Source organism: Klebsiella sp. CTHL.F3a, assembly GCF_019890895.1.
Classification (GTDB): Bacteria; Pseudomonadota; Gammaproteobacteria; order Enterobacterales; family Enterobacteriaceae; genus Klebsiella; species Klebsiella grimontii.
In genome coordinates, this window is record NZ_CP082360.1 from 523,491 (window position 1) to 542,302 (window position 18,812).

Consider the following 18,812-nt stretch of genomic DNA (forward strand, 5'->3'; position numbering starts at 1 on the left):
GCATAGCCTATGAAGCCAATTTTTAGCCGTGGCCCGTCGCTACAGATTCGCCTTATTCTGGCGGTTTTGGTGGCGCTTGGCGTGATAATCGCCGACAGCCGCCTGGGTACGTTCAGCCAAATTCGAACGTACATGGATACAGCCGTCAGCCCTTTCTACTTTGTCTCAAATGGTCCAAGGGAATTGCTGGATAGCGTTTCGCAAACGCTGGCCACCCGCGACCAGCTCGAACTGGAAAACCGCGCGCTGCGCCAGGAACTGTTGTTGAAGAACAGCGACCTACTGATGCTGGGCCAGTACAAGCAGGAGAACGCGCGTCTGCGTGAACTGCTGGGCTCTCCGCTGCGTCAGGACGAGCAAAAAATGGTGACTCAGGTCATCTCAACGGTTAATGACCCCTATAGCGATCAGGTCGTTATCGATAAAGGCAGCGTTAACGGCGTTTATGAAGGCCAGCCGGTGATCAGCGATAAAGGCGTTGTTGGTCAGGTGGTCGCGGTGGCGAAACTGACCAGCCGCGTGCTGCTGATTTGCGATGCCACGCATGCGTTACCGATTCAGGTACTGCGTAACGATATTCGCGTGATTGCCGCAGGCAATGGCTGTACCGATGATTTGCAGCTGGAACATCTGCCGGCCAATACCGATATTCGCGTTGGCGATGTTCTGGTGACTTCGGGCCTCGGTGGCCGCTTCCCTGAAGGGTATCCGGTGGGGGTGGTTTCGTCCGTTAAGCTGGATACGCAGCGTGCGTATACGGTGATTCAGGCGCGTCCGACAGCCGGTCTGCAGCGCCTGCGTTACCTGCTGCTGCTATGGGGAGCCGATCGCAACGGCGCGAATCCGATGACGCCGGAAGAGGTTCATCGCGTAGCGAATGAACGCCTGATGCAGATGATGCCGCAGGTTCTGCCTGCTCCGGATGCTATGGGGCCGCAGATGCCGGCTCCGGCAACCGGTATGCCACAGCAGTCTCAGCCAGCGGGGGGGCAATAGTGGCAAGTTATCGTAGCCAGGGACGCTGGGTTATCTGGCTCTCGTTTCTTATCGCACTATTGCTGCAAATAATGCCCTGGCCGGCGGACATTAGCGTTTACCGGCCAAACTGGGTATTGCTTATCCTGTTGTACTGGATCCTCGCGCTACCCCACAGGGTTAACGTCGGTACAGGCTTTGTGATGGGGGCGATCCTCGATCTCATCAGCGGCTCGACGCTTGGCGTTCGCGCACTATCATTAAGTATTGTGGCTTATCTGGTCGCGCTGAAATATCAGCTGTTCCGCAATCTGGCGCTCTGGCAACAGGCGTTGGTAGTAGTCATGTTATCCCTCTCCGTGGATATCATTGTTTTCTGGGCAGAGTTTTTAGTGATCAACGTCTCTTTCCGTCCGGAAGTGTTCTGGAGTAGTGTAGTAAACGGTGTGCTCTGGCCATGGATTTTCCTGCTGATGCGTAAAGTGCGCCAGCAGTTTGCGGTGCAATAAGGTTGATATGACGACTCTGTATCTTGCTTCAGGTTCTCCGCGTCGGCAGGAACTGCTGACTCAGCTTGGCTTCGCTTTTGAGCGCGTGGTTCCCGGTATTGAGGAACTGCGCCGCCCACAGGAGAGCGCACAGCAGTATGTGGTCCGTCTGGCGCGCGAAAAGGCGCAGGCTGGCGTCGTGCTGGCACCGCGCGATCTGCCCGTTTTGGGCGCGGATACCATTGTCATCCTTAACGGTGAAGTGCTGGAAAAACCGCGCGATGCCGGGCACGCCGCCGAGATGCTGCGCATGCTTTCCGGGAAAACTCATCAGGTGATGACCGCCGTGGCGCTGGCCGATAAGCAGCAGATGCTGGATTGCCTGGTGGTCACGGAGGTCACTTTCCGCGTGCTCTCAGTACAGGATGTCGCCGATTATGTCGCCAGCGGCGAACCGTTAGATAAAGCAGGTGCATACGGTATTCAGGGGTTGGGTGGCTGTTTCGTCAGGAAGATAAATGGCAGCTATCACGCCGTCGTTGGCTTACCGCTGGTGGAAACGTATGAGTTGCTAAGTAACTTTAACTCACTGCGTGAAGAAAAGGGATAAAGATGACTGCTGAATTATTAGTTAACGTAACGCCATCAGAAACGCGCGTCGCTTACATTGATGGCGGTATTCTCCAGGAAATTCATATTGAGCGTGAAGCGCGACGCGGAATAGTAGGCAATATCTACAAGGGTCGTGTCAGTCGGGTGCTGCCGGGAATGCAGGCGGCTTTTGTAGATATTGGCCTGGATAAGGCCGCGTTTCTGCACGCTTCTGATATTATGCCGCATACCGAGTGCGTGGCGGGCGAAGAGCAAAAGCAGTTCGCCGTCCGCGATATCTCCGAGCTGGTGCGTCAGGGGCAAGATTTAATGGTGCAGGTGGTTAAAGATCCTCTCGGCACCAAAGGTGCCCGCCTGACCACCGATATCACCATTCCTTCTCGCTATCTGGTCTTTATGCCCGGGGCTTCGCATGTCGGCGTCTCTCAGCGTATTGAAAGCGAAGCGGAACGCGAACGCCTGAAAAAAGTGGTGTCTGAATACTGCGATGAACAGGGCGGATTCATTATCCGTACCGCGGCGGAAGGCGTTCATGAGCAGGAGATGGCCGCAGATGCCGCCTATTTAAAGCGCGTCTGGACAAAAGTGATGGAGCGCAAAAAGCGCCAGCAGACGCGTTATCAAATGTACGGTGAACTGGCGCTGGCGCAGCGCGTGCTGCGTGATTTCGCCGATGCGCATCTTGACCGTATTCGCGTTGACTCCCGTCTGACCTACGAATCGCTGCTGGAGTTTACCGCCGAATATATTCCGGAGATGACCAGCAAGCTGGAGCATTACAGCGGCCGCCAGCCGATTTTCGATCTTTTCGACGTGGAAAACGAAATTCAGCGCGCGCTGGAACGTAAAGTTGAGCTGAAATCAGGCGGTTATCTAATCATTGATCAAACGGAAGCGATGACCACCGTTGATATCAACACCGGCGCATTCGTCGGTCACCGTAATCTTGACGATACTATCTTTAATACCAATATTGAGGCGACCCAGGCGATTGCTCGTCAGCTACGGCTGCGCAATCTTGGTGGGATTATCATCATTGATTTCATTGATATGAACAATGAAGATCACCGTCGCCGGGTGCTGCACTCTCTTGAGCAGGCGCTGAGCAAAGACCGGGTTAAAACCAGCATTAATGGCTTCTCCCAGCTTGGACTAGTAGAGATGACCCGCAAGCGCACTCGTGAAAGCGTGGAGCATGTGCTATGTAATGAGTGTCCTACCTGCCACGGGCGCGGTACGGTGAAAACGGTGGAAACGGTGTGCTATGAAATCATGCGCGAAATCGTGCGCGTGCACCACGCCTACGATTCCGACCGGTTCCTGGTCTATGCTTCTCCTGCGGTAGCGGAAACGCTGAAAGGGGAAGAGTCGCACGCGCTGGCAGAAGTCGAGATCTTTGTCGGTAAGCAGGTCAAAGTACAAATTGAACCGCTCTATAATCAAGAGCAGTTTGATGTCGTAATGATGTAATCATCCGTTTGCTTGCTGATGTCGGGATAAAGAGGCGGGCGAAAGGATGACGCGTAACAGGCTGACAAGGAGAGATGCGTGAGGCGACTGCCCGGGATATTACTGCTCACCGCAGCAACATTGATTGTTGTCGTCGCACTGCTGGTGAGCGGTCTGCGTCTCGTTCTGCCGCAGTTGAACAGCTGGCGTCCGCAGGTGCTGGAAAAAGTCTCCGCGATGGCCGGCGTGCCGGTCGATGCCTCAAACATTGTCGCCAGCTGGCAGACTTTTGGCCCAACGTTGGATGTCCGCGATGTTAAGGCCGGCCTGAATGACGGCGGTGAGCTTTCCGTCAAGCGCGTCACTCTGGCGCTCGACGTCTGGCAAAGCCTGCTGCATATGCGCTGGCAGTTTCGCGATCTGACCTTCTGGCAGCTGCAGATTCATACCAATACTCCTATTCAAACCAATAACGGCGGTGAAGGGCTGAAAACCGACCGTATCAGCGATCTTTTTCTCCGCCAGTTCGACCACTTTATTCTTCGCGATAGCCATCTGAGCTTCCTGACGATCTCGGGCCAGCGGGCAGAGCTCTCCATCCCGCAGCTTACCTGGCTGAACGGTAAAAATCGCCATCGCGCTGAGGGGCAGCTTAGCCTTAGCAGCCTGACCGGCCAGCATGGCGTGATGCAGGTGCGCATGGACCTGCGCGATGAAGACGGCTTGCTCAATAAGGGGCGCGTCTGGCTTCAGGCCGATGATATCGACGTTAAGCCATGGCTTGGTCGCTGGATGCAGGACAACATCGCCCTGCAGAGCGCGCGGTTTAGCCTTGAAGGCTGGATGACCATCGACAAAGGCGACGTCGCCAGCGGGGATGTATGGCTGAAAAAAGGCGGTGCCAGCTGGCAGGGTGATAAAGATAAGCATCATCTCTCGGTTGATAATCTGACGGCGCACATCTATCGCGATAATCAAAGCTGGGGCTTTGACATCCCGGATACGCGCATTTCGATGGATGATAAACCCTGGCCGCGCGGCGCGCTGTCGATGGCGTGGATCCCGGCTCAGGATGTGGGGGGAAAAAATGGTCAACGCAGCGATGAGCTGCGCATTCGCGCCAGCAATCTTAACCTTAGCGGCCTGACCGGGCTGCAGCCGATGGCGGATAAACTGGCACCGTCGCTGGGCGAAATCTGGCGTACGACGCAGCCGGACGGCAAAATCAACCTTCTGGCGCTGGATATTCCGCTACAGATGGCGGAAAAAACGCGTTTCCAGGCGGACTGGAGCGACATGTCCTGGAAGCAGTGGAAGCTGCTGCCCGGCGCGGAGCATTTCTCCGGCAACATTGCCGGCAGCGTGGAAAACGGTACCCTGCATGCCCACATGTCGCAGGCGAAAATGCCCTATGAAACGGTCTTTCGCGCGCCGCTGGAAATCGCCCAGGGCGATGCGACCCTCAGTTGGGTGAAGAATGACAAAGGTTTTATGCTCGATGGTCGCGACATCGACGTACAGGCTACCGGTGTTCGTGCCCGCGGCGGGTTCCGCTATCTGCAGCCGCAGGGCGATGAACCCTGGCTCGGTATTCTGGCCGGTATCAGTACCAACGACGGCGGTCAGGCATGGCGCTACTTCCCGGAAAATCTGATGGGCAAAGCGCTGGTGGATTATCTCAGCGGAGCGATTAAAGGCGGCCAGGCCACTGATGCCACGCTGGCTTATGGCGGCAACCCGCACCTTTTCCCGTATAAGCATAATGAGGGGCAATTCCAGGTCACGGTGCCGCTAAAGAACGCCACCTTTGCCTTTCAGCCTGACTGGCCTGCGCTAACCGGCCTGAATATCGACCTTAACTTTATCAATGACGGACTATGGATGAAGGCCGATAAGGCAATGCTCGGCAAAGTGACCGCCAGCAATCTCGATGCGGTGATCCCCGACTATTCGCGGGAAAAGTTATTAATCGATGCCGATGTTAACGGTCCGGGTAAAGAGGTTGGTCCTTATTTTAACGAGACGCCGCTGAAAGAGACGCTGGGCGCGGCGCTGGATGAGCTTCAGTTGGACGGTAATGTGAGCGCTCGCTTACATCTTGATATCCCCCTGGATGGCGAGATGACCACCGCTAAGGGTGATGTCCGGCTGGACAATAACAGTTTATTTATCAAGCCTATTGATACCACATTGCAGAACCTGAACGGTAAATTCAGCTTTGTAAACGGCGACCTAAAAAGCGAACCGATGAGCGCGACCTGGTTTAATCAGCCGCTGAATATCGATTTCTCGACCACCGAAGGCGCGAAAGCATTCCTGGTAGACGTCGGGATGAACGCCAACTGGCAGCCCGCGCGTACCGGTTTACTGCCGAAAGCCCTGGATGGCACCCTGAGCGGTAGCGTGCCCTGGGACGGTAAAGTCGCGATTGAGCTTCCGTATCGCGGTAACGCTAGCTATAAGGTGGATGTTAACGCTGACCTGAAGAATGTAAGTAGTCACTTACCTTCACCGGTCGATAAACGGGCCGGTGAGCCTCTACCGGTAAACATTAAGGTTGATGGCGGCCTAAGCAGCTTTACTCTGGCCGGCTCCGTGGGGGCGAAAAATCATATCAATAGCCGCTGGCTGCTGGGTCATAAGCTGACTCTGGACCGCGCTATTTTAACCACTGACAGTAAAGCCGTGTCCCCACTCCCCGGGCAGCCTGGCGTGGAGCTGAATATGCCGCCGATGGATGGTGCGCAGTGGCTGGCGCTGTTCCAGGGCGGCGCGGCCAATGACGTCAGCAGCAATATGATTTTCCCCGAGCAGGTCACGCTGCGTACGCCGGTGTTAACGATGGCGGGCCAGAGCTGGAATAACGTCAGCCTTGTTTCCCAACCCGGCGCCGGAGGGACGAAGATTGAAGCCCAGGGGCGTGAAGTTAACGCCACCCTGACAATGCGGAAAAACGCACCGTGGCTGGCAGCCATTCGCTATCTCTACTACAACCCCACTGCAGCGAAAAGCGGCGGGACGGAAAAAAGCAGCGGCCCTCTGGCAGACGCAAAAATGGATTTCCACGGCTGGCCGGACCTTCAGCTTCGCTGCGCCGAGTGCTGGCTGTGGGGGCAAAAATATGGTCGCATCGAAGGCGATTTCACTATCCGCGGAGATACCCTGACGCTGGCGAACGGCCTGGTGGATACCGGTTTTGGCCGCCTGACGACCGATGGCGTGTGGGTGAGCGCGCCGGCGGGCGTACGAACCTCTTTAAAAGGTAAACTGCACGGTAATAAAACCGATGATTTCGTGAACTTCTTCGGCGTATCCACGCCGGTAAAAGGTTCTTCGTTTGATATTGATTATGACCTTCACTGGCGTGCGCCGCCGTGGCAGCCCGACGTTGCCTCGCTTAACGGGATCCTTAAAAGCCGTCTTGGGAAAGGCGAGTTTACCGATCTCAGCACCGGTCATGCCGGCCAGCTACTGCGTTTATTGAGCGTTGACGCGCTGCTGCGCAAGCTGCGTTTCGACTTTAGCGATACCTTCAGCGAAGGTTTCTACTTCGATTCCATTCGCAGTACGGCGTGGATTAAAGACGGCGTTCTCCATACCGACGATACGCTAGTTGATGGCCTGGAAGCGGATATTGCCATGAAAGGGTCGGTGGATCTTGTCCGCCGTCAGCTGAATATGCAGGCCGTGGTCGCGCCGGAAATTTCCGCGACCGTGGGCGTCGCTGCAGCCTTTGCCGTTAACCCGATAATCGGCGCCGCGGTCTTTGCCGCCAGCAAGGTATTGGGGCCGCTGTGGAATAAAGTTTCTATTCTGCGCTATCGCATCACCGGTCCTATCGATCAGCCGCAAATTAACGAAGTTCTGCGCCAGGCGCGAAGTGACAAAAAGCAATGATTTGACGATTGTGCGTAATTACCGCACTCTCAATAGAGAGCCTATTTTATTTCCGCCCGAGAGGCGGCAACAAACGAGTAGCAAAACGATGAGTCTGAACCTGGTAAGTGAACAATTACTGTTGGCAAACGGCCTGAACCATCAGGATCTGTTTACCATTCTTGGCCAACTGGCCGAGCGCCGTCTGGATTACGGCGATCTCTATTTTCAGTCGAGCTATCACGAGTCCTGGGTTCTTGAAGACAGCATCATTAAAGATGGTTCGTACAATATCGACCAGGGCGTCGGCGTCCGTGCGGTGAGCGGGGAAAAAACCGGCTTTGCCTATGCGGACCAGATTAGCCGACTGGCGCTGGAACAGAGCGCGCAGGCGGCGCGTACCATTGTACGCGACCACGGCGATGGTAAAGTTCATACCCTCGGCGGAGTGGAGCACAGCTCGCTCTATACCAGTATCGACCCGCTGCAAAGCATGAGTCGGGAAGAGAAGCTGGATATTCTGCGCCGGGTAGATAAAACCGCCCGCGCGGCCGATAAACGGGTGCAGGAAGTTTCCGCCAGCCTGACCGGCGTCTATGAGTTAATTCTTGTTGCCGCCACTGACGGCACGCTGGCGGCGGACGTGCGCCCGCTGGTTCGTCTTTCCGTCAGCGTGCTGGTGGAAGAGGATGGCAAACGCGAGCGCGGCGCTAGCGGCGGCGGTGGTCGCTTTGGCTATGACTATTTCCTGGCCTCGCAGGATGGCGATGTGCGCGCAGATGTATGGGCGAGAGAAGCCGTGCGTATGGCGCTGGTCAATCTGACCGCCGTCGCAGCGCCTGCCGGAATGCTGCCGGTTGTGCTGGGGGCGGGCTGGCCTGGCGTGCTGCTTCATGAAGCCGTCGGTCACGGACTGGAAGGCGATTTTAACCGTCGCGGGACCTCGGTATTCAGCGGCCATATGGGCGAATTGGTGGCCTCTGAGCTGTGCACCGTGGTGGATGATGGCACCATTGCCAACCGTCGTGGCTCCGTCGCCATTGATGACGAAGGTACTCCGGGCCAGTATAACGTTTTGATTGAAAACGGCATTCTCAAAGGCTATATGCAGGACAAGCTCAACGCCAGGCTGATGGGTGTGGCGCCAACCGGCAACGGTCGTCGCGAATCCTACGCGCACCTGCCTATGCCGCGTATGACCAACACCTACATGCTGGCGGGGAAATCCACGCCGCAGGAGATTATCGAATCGGTCGATTACGGCATCTACGCGCCGAACTTTGGCGGCGGTCAGGTGGATATCACCTCCGGGAAATTTGTCTTCTCCACGTCTGAAGCCTACCTGATTGAAAAAGGCAAAGTGACCAAAGCGGTGAAGGGGGCGACGCTCATCGGCTCAGGTATCGAAGCGATGCAGCAGATTTCGATGGTGGGGAACGATCTGAAGCTGGACAGCGGCGTCGGCGTTTGCGGCAAAGAGGGCCAGAGCGTACCGGTTGGCGTTGGTCAGCCAACGCTCAAAGTGGATAAACTCACCGTCGGCGGCACCGCCTGATATCTCTCAATGCGCTTTCGCTCGCGGCGAAAGCGCACATCACCTCCGCGGGGTCGCGATGAAAGCCGCGCGTCAGCAGCAGATAGTCGAGTTACTCAGTCAGCACCGCACCCTAACCACTGAAGCGTTATCCCAGCTTCTGCAGGTCAGCATCGAGACCGTTCGTCGCGATTTGAGCGAGCTGCAGAAACAGGGGAGTATTCAGCGTAGCCACGGGCAGGCGCGCGTTCTCCTGCGCGATAATCACAGTGGCGAGAAGCCGTTTCATAGCCGCGTGAAAAGCCATTATGCCCATAAATCTGATATTGCCCGTACCGCGCTGGCGTGGATTGATGAAGGCATGACGATCGCGCTGGATGCGAGCTCAACCTGCTGGTTTCTGGCGCGTCAGCTACCGAATATTAACCTGACGGTGTTTACCAATAGCCACCCGGTTTGCGTAGAGCTGGGCCGCCGTGAACGGATCCAGCTGATCAGCGCCGGTGGTCAGCTTCAGCGTCAATATGGCTATTACGTTAACCCTGCGCTGTTATCGCAGGTCAAATCGCTGGAGATCGATCTGTTCATTTTTTCCTGCGAGGGGATCGATAACGACGGCGTTCTCTGGGATTCCAGCGCCAATAATGCCGCTTACAAATCGCTGCTCCTGAAACGGGCGGCACAGTCGCTATTGTTAATCGACAAAAGCAAATTTCATCGCTCCGGCGAGGTGAACATCGGCAATCTCCGCGACGTGACGCAGATTATTTCCGATGCCGGGCCTGATAATGCGTTATTACCCTTTTTCGCAGGCTCTGGACGCTAGCGGGCTATTCCCCGACCGTGCATACCCTGGTAAATATTTGCCACCCCGACGAAATACTCGGTCAGGTAATTAATGCATACCTGTACCTTCAGCGGCAGCTTATCTTTCTCGGTATACAGCGCGTATACCGGTCGCGGATCGGACTGGTAGCTCGGCAGCAGGATCTCCAGTTCGCCGCGGTTGATCTCTTCGATCGCCCACATCAGCGGAACGTAAGCTACGCCGACGCCTGCCGTCAGCCAGCGCACCAGCGTCATCGGATCGTTAGTGACGAATCTGCCCTGAGGGATCAGCTTGGTTGAAATGCCTTCCGGAGCGATGATTTCAAATTCGTTATCCGGCCGGACGCTGTATTCCAGCCAGGAGTGGCTGGCGAGATCCGCCGGCTTTTCCGGACATCCGGCGTGCTGGAGATAGCTTTTCGCCGCACAGAGCACCATTGGCATAGAGCCCAGACGGCGAGAAAAGAGGCTGGAGTCCTGCAGCGCTCCCACGCGAATCACCACGTCCAGACCGTCCGCGATCAGGTCCGGCGCCGGGATGCCGGTGACCAGGTTTATGGAGAGCCCCGGGTGCTCTTTGAGCATATCGGCGGTTATGCGAGCCAGGACATTCTGTGCCATAGTTGAAGAACAGCCGATGCGCAGCGTACCGATGGGCGTATTGTTAAACGCGTATAGCTGTTCATGGACATCCTGGACTTCGAACAGCATCCGCCGACAGCCTTGATAATATATTTTTCCCGCTTCTGTTAAGCCCAGGCTGCGCGTACTGCGGTTGAGTAGCTTAACCTGTAGCTCATCTTCCAGTTTGGCTACCGTCTGGCTGATGGAAGAAACGCTCATCTGGAGCTGGCGGGCCGCGGCGGTAAATGAACCTAATTCCACCACTCTGGCAAAAACGGACATGCGTTTTAATCGTTCCATTATTCACTCTGGCTTAAAAGTGATTTAGATCACACATTATAGATAAGACCGCAATTGTTACGTTACTATATAGTTAGCTTAATAATAAACGCATCGCGCATATCACCTGTACGCTTCTTATCAAGGTCATCATGAGTCTGTTTCCTGTCATTGTGATTTTCGGCTTGTCGTTTCCGCCGATCTTCTTTGAGTTGCTGTTGTCGCTCGCCATCTTCTGGCTGGTGCATCGCCTGCTGGTTCCGACCGGCATCTATGATTTTGTCTGGCATCCGGCACTGTTTAATACCGCGCTCTATTGCTGCCTGTTTTATCTGATATCGCGTTTGTTCGTTTGAGGTAGATGTGAAAACACTAACAAGAAATATCCTCCGTACCGCAATCACTGTGATACTGGTTATCCTGGCATTTTTGGCGATTTTTCGCGCATGGGTGTATTACACCGCCTCGCCCTGGACGCGCGATGCGCGCTTTAGTGCGGATATTGTGGCCATCGCTCCCGATGTTTCCGGCCTGATTTCGCAGGTGAATATCAAGGATAACCAACTGGTTAAGAAAGACCAGGTTTTGTTCGTCATTGATCAGCCGCGTTACCAGAAAGCCTTAGCTGAGGCTGAAGCCGATGTCTCCTATTACCAGACTCTGGCGCAGGAGAAGCGCGTTGAAGCCGGCCGTCGTAACCGCCTTGGCGTCCAGGCCATGTCCCGGGAGGAGATTGACCAGGCGAATAACGTTCTGCAAACCGTTGAGCATCAGTTGGCAAAAGCGATCGCGAGTCGCGATCTGGCGAAGCTTGATCTTGAACGCACGGTCATTCGCGCTCCGGCTGATGGCTGGGTGACGAACCTGAACGTCTACAGCGGCGAGTTTATCACCCGCGGTTCTACCGCGGTTGCGCTGGTCAAGCAGAATACCTTCTATGTGATGGCCTACCTGGAAGAGACCAAGCTTGAGGGCGTGCGTCCTGGCTTCCGCGCCGAAATTACCCCGCTGGGAAGCGTGCAAACCCTTAAAGGCACCGTCGACAGCATTGCTGCTGGGGTGACCAATGCCAGCAGCAGTAGCGATACGAAAGGGCTGGCCTCTATTGACTCTAATCTTGAATGGGTACGCCTGGCACAGCGGGTGCCGGTACGTATTCACCTTGACCAGCAGCAAGGTAATCTCTGGCCGGCCGGGACGACGGCGACGGTGGTGATTACTGGTAAAGACGACCGCGATTCCAGCCGGACAAGTTTCTTCCAGAAACTGGCGATGCGCCTGCGTGAGTTCGGTTAATCGCCATGGGGATTTTCACCATCGAACCCCGGCATCTCCGCTTTGCCATTAAATTAGCCTGTGCGGTGGTGCTGGCGTTATTCGTCGGTTTTCACTTTCAGCTGGAAACACCGCGCTGGGCGGTGCTTACCGCGGCCATCGTGGCCGCCGGCCCGGCGTTTGCCGCCGGCGGAGAGCCTTACTCCGGGGCTATCCGCTATCGCGGGATGCTGCGTATTGTCGGTACCTTTATCGGCTGTATCGCCGCGCTGGCGATTATCATCCTGATGATCCGCGCCCCGCTGCTGATGGTGCTGGTCTGCTGCCTGTGGGCAGGGTTCTGTACCTGGATCTCCTCTCTGGTGCGGGTTGAGAACTCCTATGCCTGGGGCCTGGCGGGCTATACCGCGCTTATCATTATTATCACTATCCACGAAGAGCCGATGCTGGCGCCGCAGTTCGCCGTCGAACGGTGCAGTGAAATTGTTGTTGGTATCGTCAGCGCTATCGTGGCCGACCTGCTATTTTCGCCGCGGTCGATTAAAAAAGAGATCGACCTTGAGCTGGATAACCTGCTGATCGATCAATACCGCCTGATGCAGCTTTGCGTGGCGTATGCCGATAAAGACGAAGTCGATAAGGCCTGGAGCGCGCTGGTTCGCCGCACCAACGGGCTGGAAGGGATGCGCGGAAACTTAATTATGGAGTCCTCGCGCTGGGCAAAAGTGAACCAGCGGCTGAAGGCGATCAATACCCTCTCTTTGACCTTAATTACCCAGGCCTGTGAAACCTATTTGATTCAGAATGCCCGGCCTGAGATGGTCACCGATGACTACCGCGAGCTGTTCGCTGAACCGGTTGAGACCGTGCAGGACGTGCACCGCCAGTTAAAGCGGATGCGCCGCTTTTTAACCTGGAAGGGAGAGCACAATACGCCGGTGACGATCTACAGCTGGGTCGGGGCCGCGACGCGCTATCTACTTTTGAAGCGGGGCGTGGTTGGCAATACCAAAATCAGCCGTATTGAAGCGGAAGTGCTGCAAGGTGAAGTGGTGGTGAAGGCGGAATCCGCCGAGCGACATCATGCGATGGTCAACTTCTGGCGTACGTCGATCTCCTGCATCCTCGGTACGCTGTTCTGGCTGTGGACCGGCTGGACTTCAGGTAGCGGGGCGATGGTGATGATCGCAGTTGTCACTGCCTTAGCGATGCGTTTGCCTAATCCGCGAATGGTGGCTATCGATTTCCTCTACGGCACGTTGGCGGCATTACCGTTGGGGGCGCTGTTTTTCCTCGTGATTATGCCCGCGACTCAGCAAAGTATGCTGCTGCTGTGTATCAGCCTGGCGGTGATGGCATTTTTTATCGGTATCGAGGTGCAAAAGCGGCGGTTGGGTTCGCTGGGGGCGCTGGCCAGCACCATTAATATTCTGGTGCTGGATAATCCGATGAAGTTTCAATTCAACCAATTTCTGGATAGCGCCTTAGGCCAGATCGTGGGGTGTTTCCTCGCGCTGATGGTGATTTTACTGGTTCGCGATAACTCTCAGGCTCGCACCGGTCGCGTGTTGCTCAACCAGTTTGTCTCGGCGGCGGTATCATCGCTGACCACCAATACGGCGCGACGAAAGGAAAACCATTTGCCGGCCCTGTATCGCCAGCTCTTTTTGTTGCTGAATAAATTTCCCGGCGATATCGCCCGCTTTCGTCTGGCGCTGACCCTGATTATTGCGCATCAGCGCCTGCGCGACGCGCCAGTACCGATAAATGACGACCTGTCGGTATTCCACCGGCAGTTGCGTCGTACGGCGGATCGCGTCATTTCCGCCAGTAGCGATGATAAGCGCCGCTACTATTTTGCCCGCCTGCTTAATGAGCTGGATATTTACCAGCAAAAATTACAGCTCTGGGAAGCCTCTCCGCAGGTGACCGAGCCGGTGCGAAGGCTGGTGGAGATGCTGCATAAGTACCAGCATGTATTAACCAATAGCTAGCCGCCAGAACCGACGCCTGAAGCGTCGGTTTTTTTATCGCTATACTTAATTGTCTGAGTATGAATTCTACCGTCAGAGTGGAACTACACGCCGGGATGACCGGGCTATGAAAAGTTGCAGGTGTGGACAGGATGCGGGCAATGACTACCTATACCTTTGATTTTGATGAAATAGCTGAACAGCAGGATTTTTATCGTGAGTTTTCACGTACCTTTGGCTTAACGCGTGAGAAAGTGAACAACCTGGATTCGCTGTGGGAAGCGGTGACCGCAGGGCTGCTGCCCCTGCCGCTAGAGATTGAGTTTATTCATTTAAGCGATAATCAGCGACGGCGCTTTGGCGCGATAATATTGCTATTTGATGAAGCGGAAGAAGAGCTGGAAGGGGAGCTTCGTTTTAATGTGCGGCAGTCGTAAAAAAGCCCCCGACAGAGCGGGGGCAAGTCGTCGGATAAGACGACGAGGGTTTATTTGTACAGCTCAGCCGTAGCGTGCCAGCTATCGCCGGTACGGGCTTCAATAATTCGGTAGCTGCTGGCGCCTTCTTTTTCAGCTTTAGCCGCCAGTTCCTGGCGCATATCCATCGGCGCGCTGCCTACCTGAGAAACGGAAACGGTGCCCATGGACTGCAGATTTTGCGCCTGTTCAGCATTCACTTGATTGACGGCAGCGTTTGCGCCGAAAGAGAGAACGGAAGCCAGACCCAGGGATGCGATGATAATTGCGCTTTTCATAATCTTTTCTCCAACCTTAATATTTGCAGCGGCGGGAGGCTTAATAAACCTGGGGCCGCTGGAGAGATTCTGTTTCAGTTAATGACCGACAATCGTTAAATCTTATTTATAAAGCTCAGCCGTTGCGTGCCAGTGGTCACCGGTACGTGCTTCAATAATGCGGTATGAAGAAGCACCTTCTTCTTGTGCTTTCTTGTTCAGCATTTCGTGCATATCCATCGGGGAAGAACTTACCGCGCCGACGGAAACGGTGCCGATTGCCTGACGGCCTTGAGCCTGTTCGCTGTTGATAGAGTCAGCGGCGAAGGCGCCGAAAGACAGAACGGAAAGGATGCTTAATGCTGCTACAGTGGTTTTGATTTTCATGATGTTCACCTCGTCGAATCTTTTTGTTGGGGGTCTTTGTTTCGTGACCCTCATCACAAAATCAAGTATACACTAATCACTGAAAATATTAATACCTTGCTAATTGTTTTTCATGTAAATAATTACAAAGAAATGTCTTTTTTATAACGTATAAGAATTAGAAATGTCACAATCTTGCCAGGTTAGGCGATTATGATTAATAAAATCATGAGGTTATATGAATTTGATCTTTTGTGCGCTTAAGTGGGTTTCATCACGTAAATGAATGTATAGAAACGGAAAAACACACAAAATGTTAAAGAAATGATAATTTTTTGAAGGGATACCCTCTGGCGTTAACCAGAGGGGAGGGGATCAGAGTTCCTGCTCAAACAGAACGAGAATGGCGTCATGCAGCTCTTTAACGGTAAAACCCCTGGCCGGGGTGGTAAAGATAGTGTCATCACCGGCAATGCTGCCGAGAATACCTTCAGCTTTGCCCAGGGAGTCCAGAAGCCGGGCGATCAGCTGCGCTGCGCCTGGGCTGGTATGAATAACCACGACCGAATCGTTATAGTCGATATCCAGCACCAGGTTTTTTAGCGGGCTGGAGGTCGTCGGGACGCCAAGCTCGGCGGGCAGGCAGTAAACCATTTCCATTTTGGCGTTACGCGTGCGTACGGCGCCAAACTTAGTGAGCATACGTGAGACTTTCGATTGGTTGATATTATCGAAGCCTTCCTCTTGCAGAGCCTGTACGATTTCACCTTGAGAGCTGAATTTTTCTTCTTTAAGCAGCGCTTTAAACGCCTTAACCAGTTCTTCTTGTTTTGCCGAACTACGCATAAGTCACCCAATTATGGTGGTAAAAACAACATCATTATGCATAAACATGCATTTTTATGCAAATAATCCGCAGGGGAGAAGCGTAAATAATGTTATGAAGGGCGCATATTTTAGCAAAAAACCCTAATAAGGAACATGCTTTCGTCACGGCGCGCAAATTGCTACAAAAGTAAATGAAATGTTATTAAATGATGTTGTTCTGCTCAATGCGCTGGGTGTATTGTAACCAATAGTCGATCCGGTACTACGCTTTGCTGGATGGTCAGTCTCAGGGAGGAAAATGCGAAGCTGCTGCATCGCTGCGCACGACCACGCATTCTTCAGCCATAATTATTGTAATTGTTCATCTTGTGAATTAAGGTCCAGGCGACGGAGTAACGAAAGACTATTTTAACCATAATAAGGAGTTTAGGATGAAAGTTGCAGTCCTCGGCGCCGCTGGTGGAATCGGCCAGGCGCTTGCCCTACTACTTAAGACCCAACTGCCTTCAGGTTCAGAACTCTCGTTGTACGACATCGCTCCGGTAACTCCGGGCGTGGCGGTTGATCTTAGCCATATCCCTACCGATGTAAAAATCAAAGGTTTTTCCGGCGAAGACGCCACCCCTGCGCTGGAAGGTGCTGATGTGGTGCTGATATCCGCGGGCGTAGCGCGTAAGCCCGGAATGGATCGCTCCGATTTATTCAACGTTAATGCCGGTATTGTGAAAAATCTGGTACAGCAAATCGCCAAAACCTGCCCGCAGGCCTGCGTCGGGGTTATCACCAACCCGGTGAACACCACCGTGGCGATTGCCGCAGAAGTGCTGAAAAAAGCCGGTGTTTACGATAAGAACAAGCTGTTTGGCGTCACGACGCTGGATATTATCCGCTCGAATACCTTTGTCGCTGAACTAAAAGGCAAATCTTCGTCAGACGTTGAGGTTCCGGTTATTGGCGGCCACTCCGGTGTGACTATTCTTCCTTTATTGTCACAAATTCCGGGCGTCAGCTTCAGCGATCAGGAAGTGGCGGATTTGACTAAACGTATTCAAAACGCTGGTACTGAAGTTGTTGAAGCAAAAGCCGGTGGTGGCTCAGCAACGCTATCAATGGGGCAGGCCGCCGCGCGATTCGGTCTCTCTTTAGTTCGTGCCATGCAGGGAGAGAAAGGCGTGGTGGAATGCGCCTATGTTGAAGGCGATGGCCAATATGCCCGCTTCTTCTCTCAGCCGTTGCTGTTAGGTAAAAATGGCGTAGAGCAGCGTCAGTCTATCGGTAAACTGAGCGCGTTTGAGCAGCAGGCGCTGGAGGGGATGCTGGATACGTTGAAGAAAGATATCGCCCTTGGCGAAGACTTTGTGAATAAATAACGCTTCATTAAAAGAGAAGCCGGAGCCTGGGTTCCGGCTTTTTTATGCCTTTCTCCCGCCCCTGAATGACTCAACCTGCTGGTAAATCTGCTAAACTCCCCGCGTCTTGAGCGGCAACAAACGAGGACGTCGTGAAAAAAATTGAAAGAAAGCAGACCAGGGACCAAATTACTCAAATGATCCGTTACGAGATCCTTTCCGGCAGTATGAAGTCGGGGGATGAGCTCGCGCAGGAGAGTATTGCGGAACAGCTGGGGCTTTCTCGTATGCCGGTTCGTGAAGCGTTACAGGCCCTGGAGCAGGAAGGGTTTCTGGTGCGCTTGCCAAACCGCCATATGCAGGTCTCTCGGCTGGAGCCTGACCACGTCAGCCATATTTTCCAGGCCATTGCGGCGATGGCAACGGCGCTTTTTTCACTGGTGCCCGCGTCGGCAGGCGAGTCGCTGGCTACGAGAGCACGAGAGTTGGGGCTTCCTGGTGAAAGGACTCGGGAGCTGGCGTTTCATCAGGCGCTTATTTCTTATATTGATAACCGCTATCTGGAAAAAATTTATCAGCAGTTTTTAGATGGTTATATCGGCTATGTCATTCTGTATCTGAAAGAGGATAATCAGGAGTCGGCGCAAATACTCAGTTCTCTGATGGATGCTATCCATCAAGGCGATCGCGCCGAGATCGCGCAGGAAACGCAGCGTTATTTCCTCTCTCTGGCAGAAATAATGCGTCAACACATGAAGGATTGGGAAAGTGCAGAAGCCTCGATTAGGGAAAATTAAGCTTCTTTCAGCGAAAGAGCAGGTCGCGGCAGTCTTACGTAAAGCGATACTGTCGCGAGATTTAGTTGAAGGGCAAGAAATAACCCTTGAAGGGATCGCCAGTATGGTTGGCGTATCCAGTATGCCCGTGCGTGAAGCATTTCAGATACTGGCTGCGGATGGGCTGATTAAAGTCCGCCCCAATAAAGGGGCGGTTGTGCTGGGGATTAACGAACAAACGATTCGCGAGCATTACGAGATTCGCGCGCTGCTGGAGAGTGAAGCGGTCGCTAAAGCTTCTCGCCCTGGGACGGACATTTCGCGCATTGCCGAAGTTCATTACGCTGCGGAAAAAGCGTTGGCGGAAAATAACTCAGCTGAATATTCTGACCTCAATCAGGCTTTTCATATGGAGATATGGAACGCGGCCGGAAACGGCAAAATGAAGCTGCTGCTCAGCAATATGTGGAACGGGCTCTCGATGGGGCATAAGGTCACCGAGGAAGAGTACGCGATCATTTCCATACGCGAGCATAAAGGGATTTTACTGGCCCTGGAGCAGCATAATGAAGCGTTGGCCCGTCAGCTAATGCGCGAGCATATCATCCGTTCGATGGAGAATATGCTGACGCGCTATGTCGGCGAGCCCTCGGCCTGACCTAATCGCCTGTACGATCGTTGCAGGCGTCTTATCTATTCATTCCATAAATTAATTTCGCTAAGGTACTGCTTTTGCGGGATTTTGATAAAGATCGCAATCCTGACTCTTTCGTGAAAAACGCATTGACTTAGTCTTTGTATGGGAATAGTTTCCCTCTCGTCAATATTGGATACAATATCATATATC

18 protein-coding genes are annotated in these 18,812 nt (G+C 53.9%); 14 read left to right on the forward strand and 4 right to left on the reverse strand.

All coding sequences use genetic code 11. From position 1 onward, the window contains the following. Positions 1-9 precede the first annotated feature (9 nt). From mreC to fucR, 7 genes are all read left to right on the forward strand, one after another. Positions 10-996, forward strand: a complete 987-nt coding sequence (gene mreC, locus K7H21_RS02480; RefSeq protein ID WP_004125831.1) for a rod shape-determining protein MreC — start codon at positions 10-12, stop codon at positions 994-996. After that, positions 996-1,484 (forward strand): rod shape-determining protein MreD, encoded by a 489-nt coding sequence (gene mreD / locus K7H21_RS02485; protein WP_004125830.1) that lies wholly within the window; start codon positions 996-998, stop codon positions 1,482-1,484. The genes mreC and mreD overlap by 1 nt, the downstream gene beginning before the upstream one ends. A 7-nt stretch (positions 1,485-1,491) precedes the next feature. Beyond that, positions 1,492-2,073, forward strand: a complete 582-nt coding sequence (locus tag K7H21_RS02490) for a Maf family protein (RefSeq protein ID WP_223035544.1) — start codon at positions 1,492-1,494, stop codon at positions 2,071-2,073. Between the two features lie 2 nt (positions 2,074-2,075). Then, positions 2,076-3,545 (forward strand): ribonuclease G, encoded by a 1,470-nt coding sequence (rng, locus tag K7H21_RS02495; protein WP_004125826.1) that lies wholly within the window; start codon positions 2,076-2,078, stop codon positions 3,543-3,545. A 78-nt stretch (positions 3,546-3,623) separates the two neighbouring features. Continuing rightward, the gene (gene yhdP / locus K7H21_RS02500) at positions 3,624-7,421 is read left to right on the forward strand and encodes an AsmA2 domain-containing protein YhdP (protein WP_223035545.1); all 3,798 of its coding nucleotides are present in this window, start codon (positions 3,624-3,626) and stop codon (positions 7,419-7,421) included. Between the two features lie 88 nt (positions 7,422-7,509). Then, positions 7,510-8,955, forward strand: coding sequence for a metalloprotease TldD (tldD, locus tag K7H21_RS02505; RefSeq protein ID WP_004125820.1), 1,446 nt, complete (start codon positions 7,510-7,512; stop codon positions 8,953-8,955). Between the two features lie 58 nt (positions 8,956-9,013). Then, positions 9,014-9,760, forward strand: a complete 747-nt coding sequence (gene fucR / locus K7H21_RS02510) for an L-fucose operon activator (RefSeq protein WP_004125812.1) — start codon at positions 9,014-9,016, stop codon at positions 9,758-9,760. On the opposite strand, the gene aaeR is transcribed toward fucR, so the two are convergent. Further along, complete coding sequence (aaeR, locus tag K7H21_RS02515) at positions 9,757-10,686, reverse strand: HTH-type transcriptional activator AaeR (protein ID WP_004125810.1); 930 nt, start codon at positions 10,684-10,686, stop codon at positions 9,757-9,759. The genes fucR and aaeR overlap by 4 nt on opposite strands. Positions 10,687-10,817: 131 nt before the next feature. Between aaeR and aaeX the strand changes: the two genes are divergently transcribed. The 4 genes from aaeX (at position 10,818) to K7H21_RS02535 (ending at position 14,350) form a co-directional block, all read left to right on the forward strand. Then, the gene (gene aaeX, locus K7H21_RS02520) at positions 10,818-11,021 is read left to right on the forward strand and encodes a p-hydroxybenzoic acid efflux pump operon protein AaeX (protein ID WP_002918640.1); all 204 of its coding nucleotides are present in this window, start codon (positions 10,818-10,820) and stop codon (positions 11,019-11,021) included. A 7-nt stretch (positions 11,022-11,028) separates the two neighbouring features. Beyond that, complete coding sequence (gene aaeA, locus K7H21_RS02525; RefSeq protein ID WP_087829071.1) at positions 11,029-11,961, forward strand: p-hydroxybenzoic acid efflux pump subunit AaeA; 933 nt, start codon at positions 11,029-11,031, stop codon at positions 11,959-11,961. Between the two features lie 5 nt (positions 11,962-11,966). After that, positions 11,967-13,934 (forward strand): p-hydroxybenzoic acid efflux pump subunit AaeB, encoded by a 1,968-nt coding sequence (gene aaeB / locus K7H21_RS02530; RefSeq protein WP_223035546.1) that lies wholly within the window; start codon positions 11,967-11,969, stop codon positions 13,932-13,934. A gap of 140 nt (positions 13,935-14,074) precedes the next feature. Then, positions 14,075-14,350 (forward strand): barstar family protein, encoded by a 276-nt coding sequence (locus K7H21_RS02535; RefSeq protein ID WP_004125798.1) that lies wholly within the window; start codon positions 14,075-14,077, stop codon positions 14,348-14,350. Between the two features lie 50 nt (positions 14,351-14,400). Here the strand turns inward: K7H21_RS02535 and yhcN-B are convergent, their stop codons facing one another. From yhcN-B to argR, 3 genes are all read right to left on the reverse strand, one after another. After that, entirely contained in the window at positions 14,401-14,667 is a 267-nt protein-coding gene (gene yhcN-B, locus K7H21_RS02540) for a DUF1471 family stress response protein YhcN-B (protein WP_049114908.1), read from the reverse strand. 102 nt (positions 14,668-14,769) lie between these two features. Further along, complete coding sequence (gene yhcN, locus K7H21_RS02545) at positions 14,770-15,033, reverse strand: peroxide/acid stress response protein YhcN (protein ID WP_004106226.1); 264 nt, start codon at positions 15,031-15,033, stop codon at positions 14,770-14,772. A 354-nt stretch (positions 15,034-15,387) separates the two neighbouring features. Next, the gene (gene argR / locus K7H21_RS02550) at positions 15,388-15,858 is read right to left on the reverse strand and encodes a transcriptional regulator ArgR (RefSeq protein WP_004106225.1); all 471 of its coding nucleotides are present in this window, start codon (positions 15,856-15,858) and stop codon (positions 15,388-15,390) included. Positions 15,859-16,271: 413 nt separating this feature from the next. Here argR and mdh point away from each other — a divergent pair, with 413 nt between their 5' ends. The 3 genes from mdh to K7H21_RS02565 all read left to right on the forward strand — a co-directional run bounded on the left by mdh (position 16,272) and on the right by K7H21_RS02565 (position 18,623). Continuing rightward, positions 16,272-17,210, forward strand: a complete 939-nt coding sequence (mdh, locus tag K7H21_RS02555) for a malate dehydrogenase (protein ID WP_004125793.1) — start codon at positions 16,272-16,274, stop codon at positions 17,208-17,210. A gap of 131 nt (positions 17,211-17,341) precedes the next feature. Then, positions 17,342-17,986: a GntR family transcriptional regulator gene (locus K7H21_RS02560; protein ID WP_087829072.1), complete on the forward strand. Its 645-nt coding sequence runs from the start codon at positions 17,342-17,344 to the stop codon at positions 17,984-17,986. Continuing rightward, positions 17,958-18,623: a GntR family transcriptional regulator gene (locus tag K7H21_RS02565; RefSeq protein ID WP_087829073.1), complete on the forward strand. Its 666-nt coding sequence runs from the start codon at positions 17,958-17,960 to the stop codon at positions 18,621-18,623. The genes K7H21_RS02560 and K7H21_RS02565 overlap by 29 nt, the downstream gene beginning before the upstream one ends. The last annotated feature ends 189 nt before the right edge of the window (positions 18,624-18,812 follow it).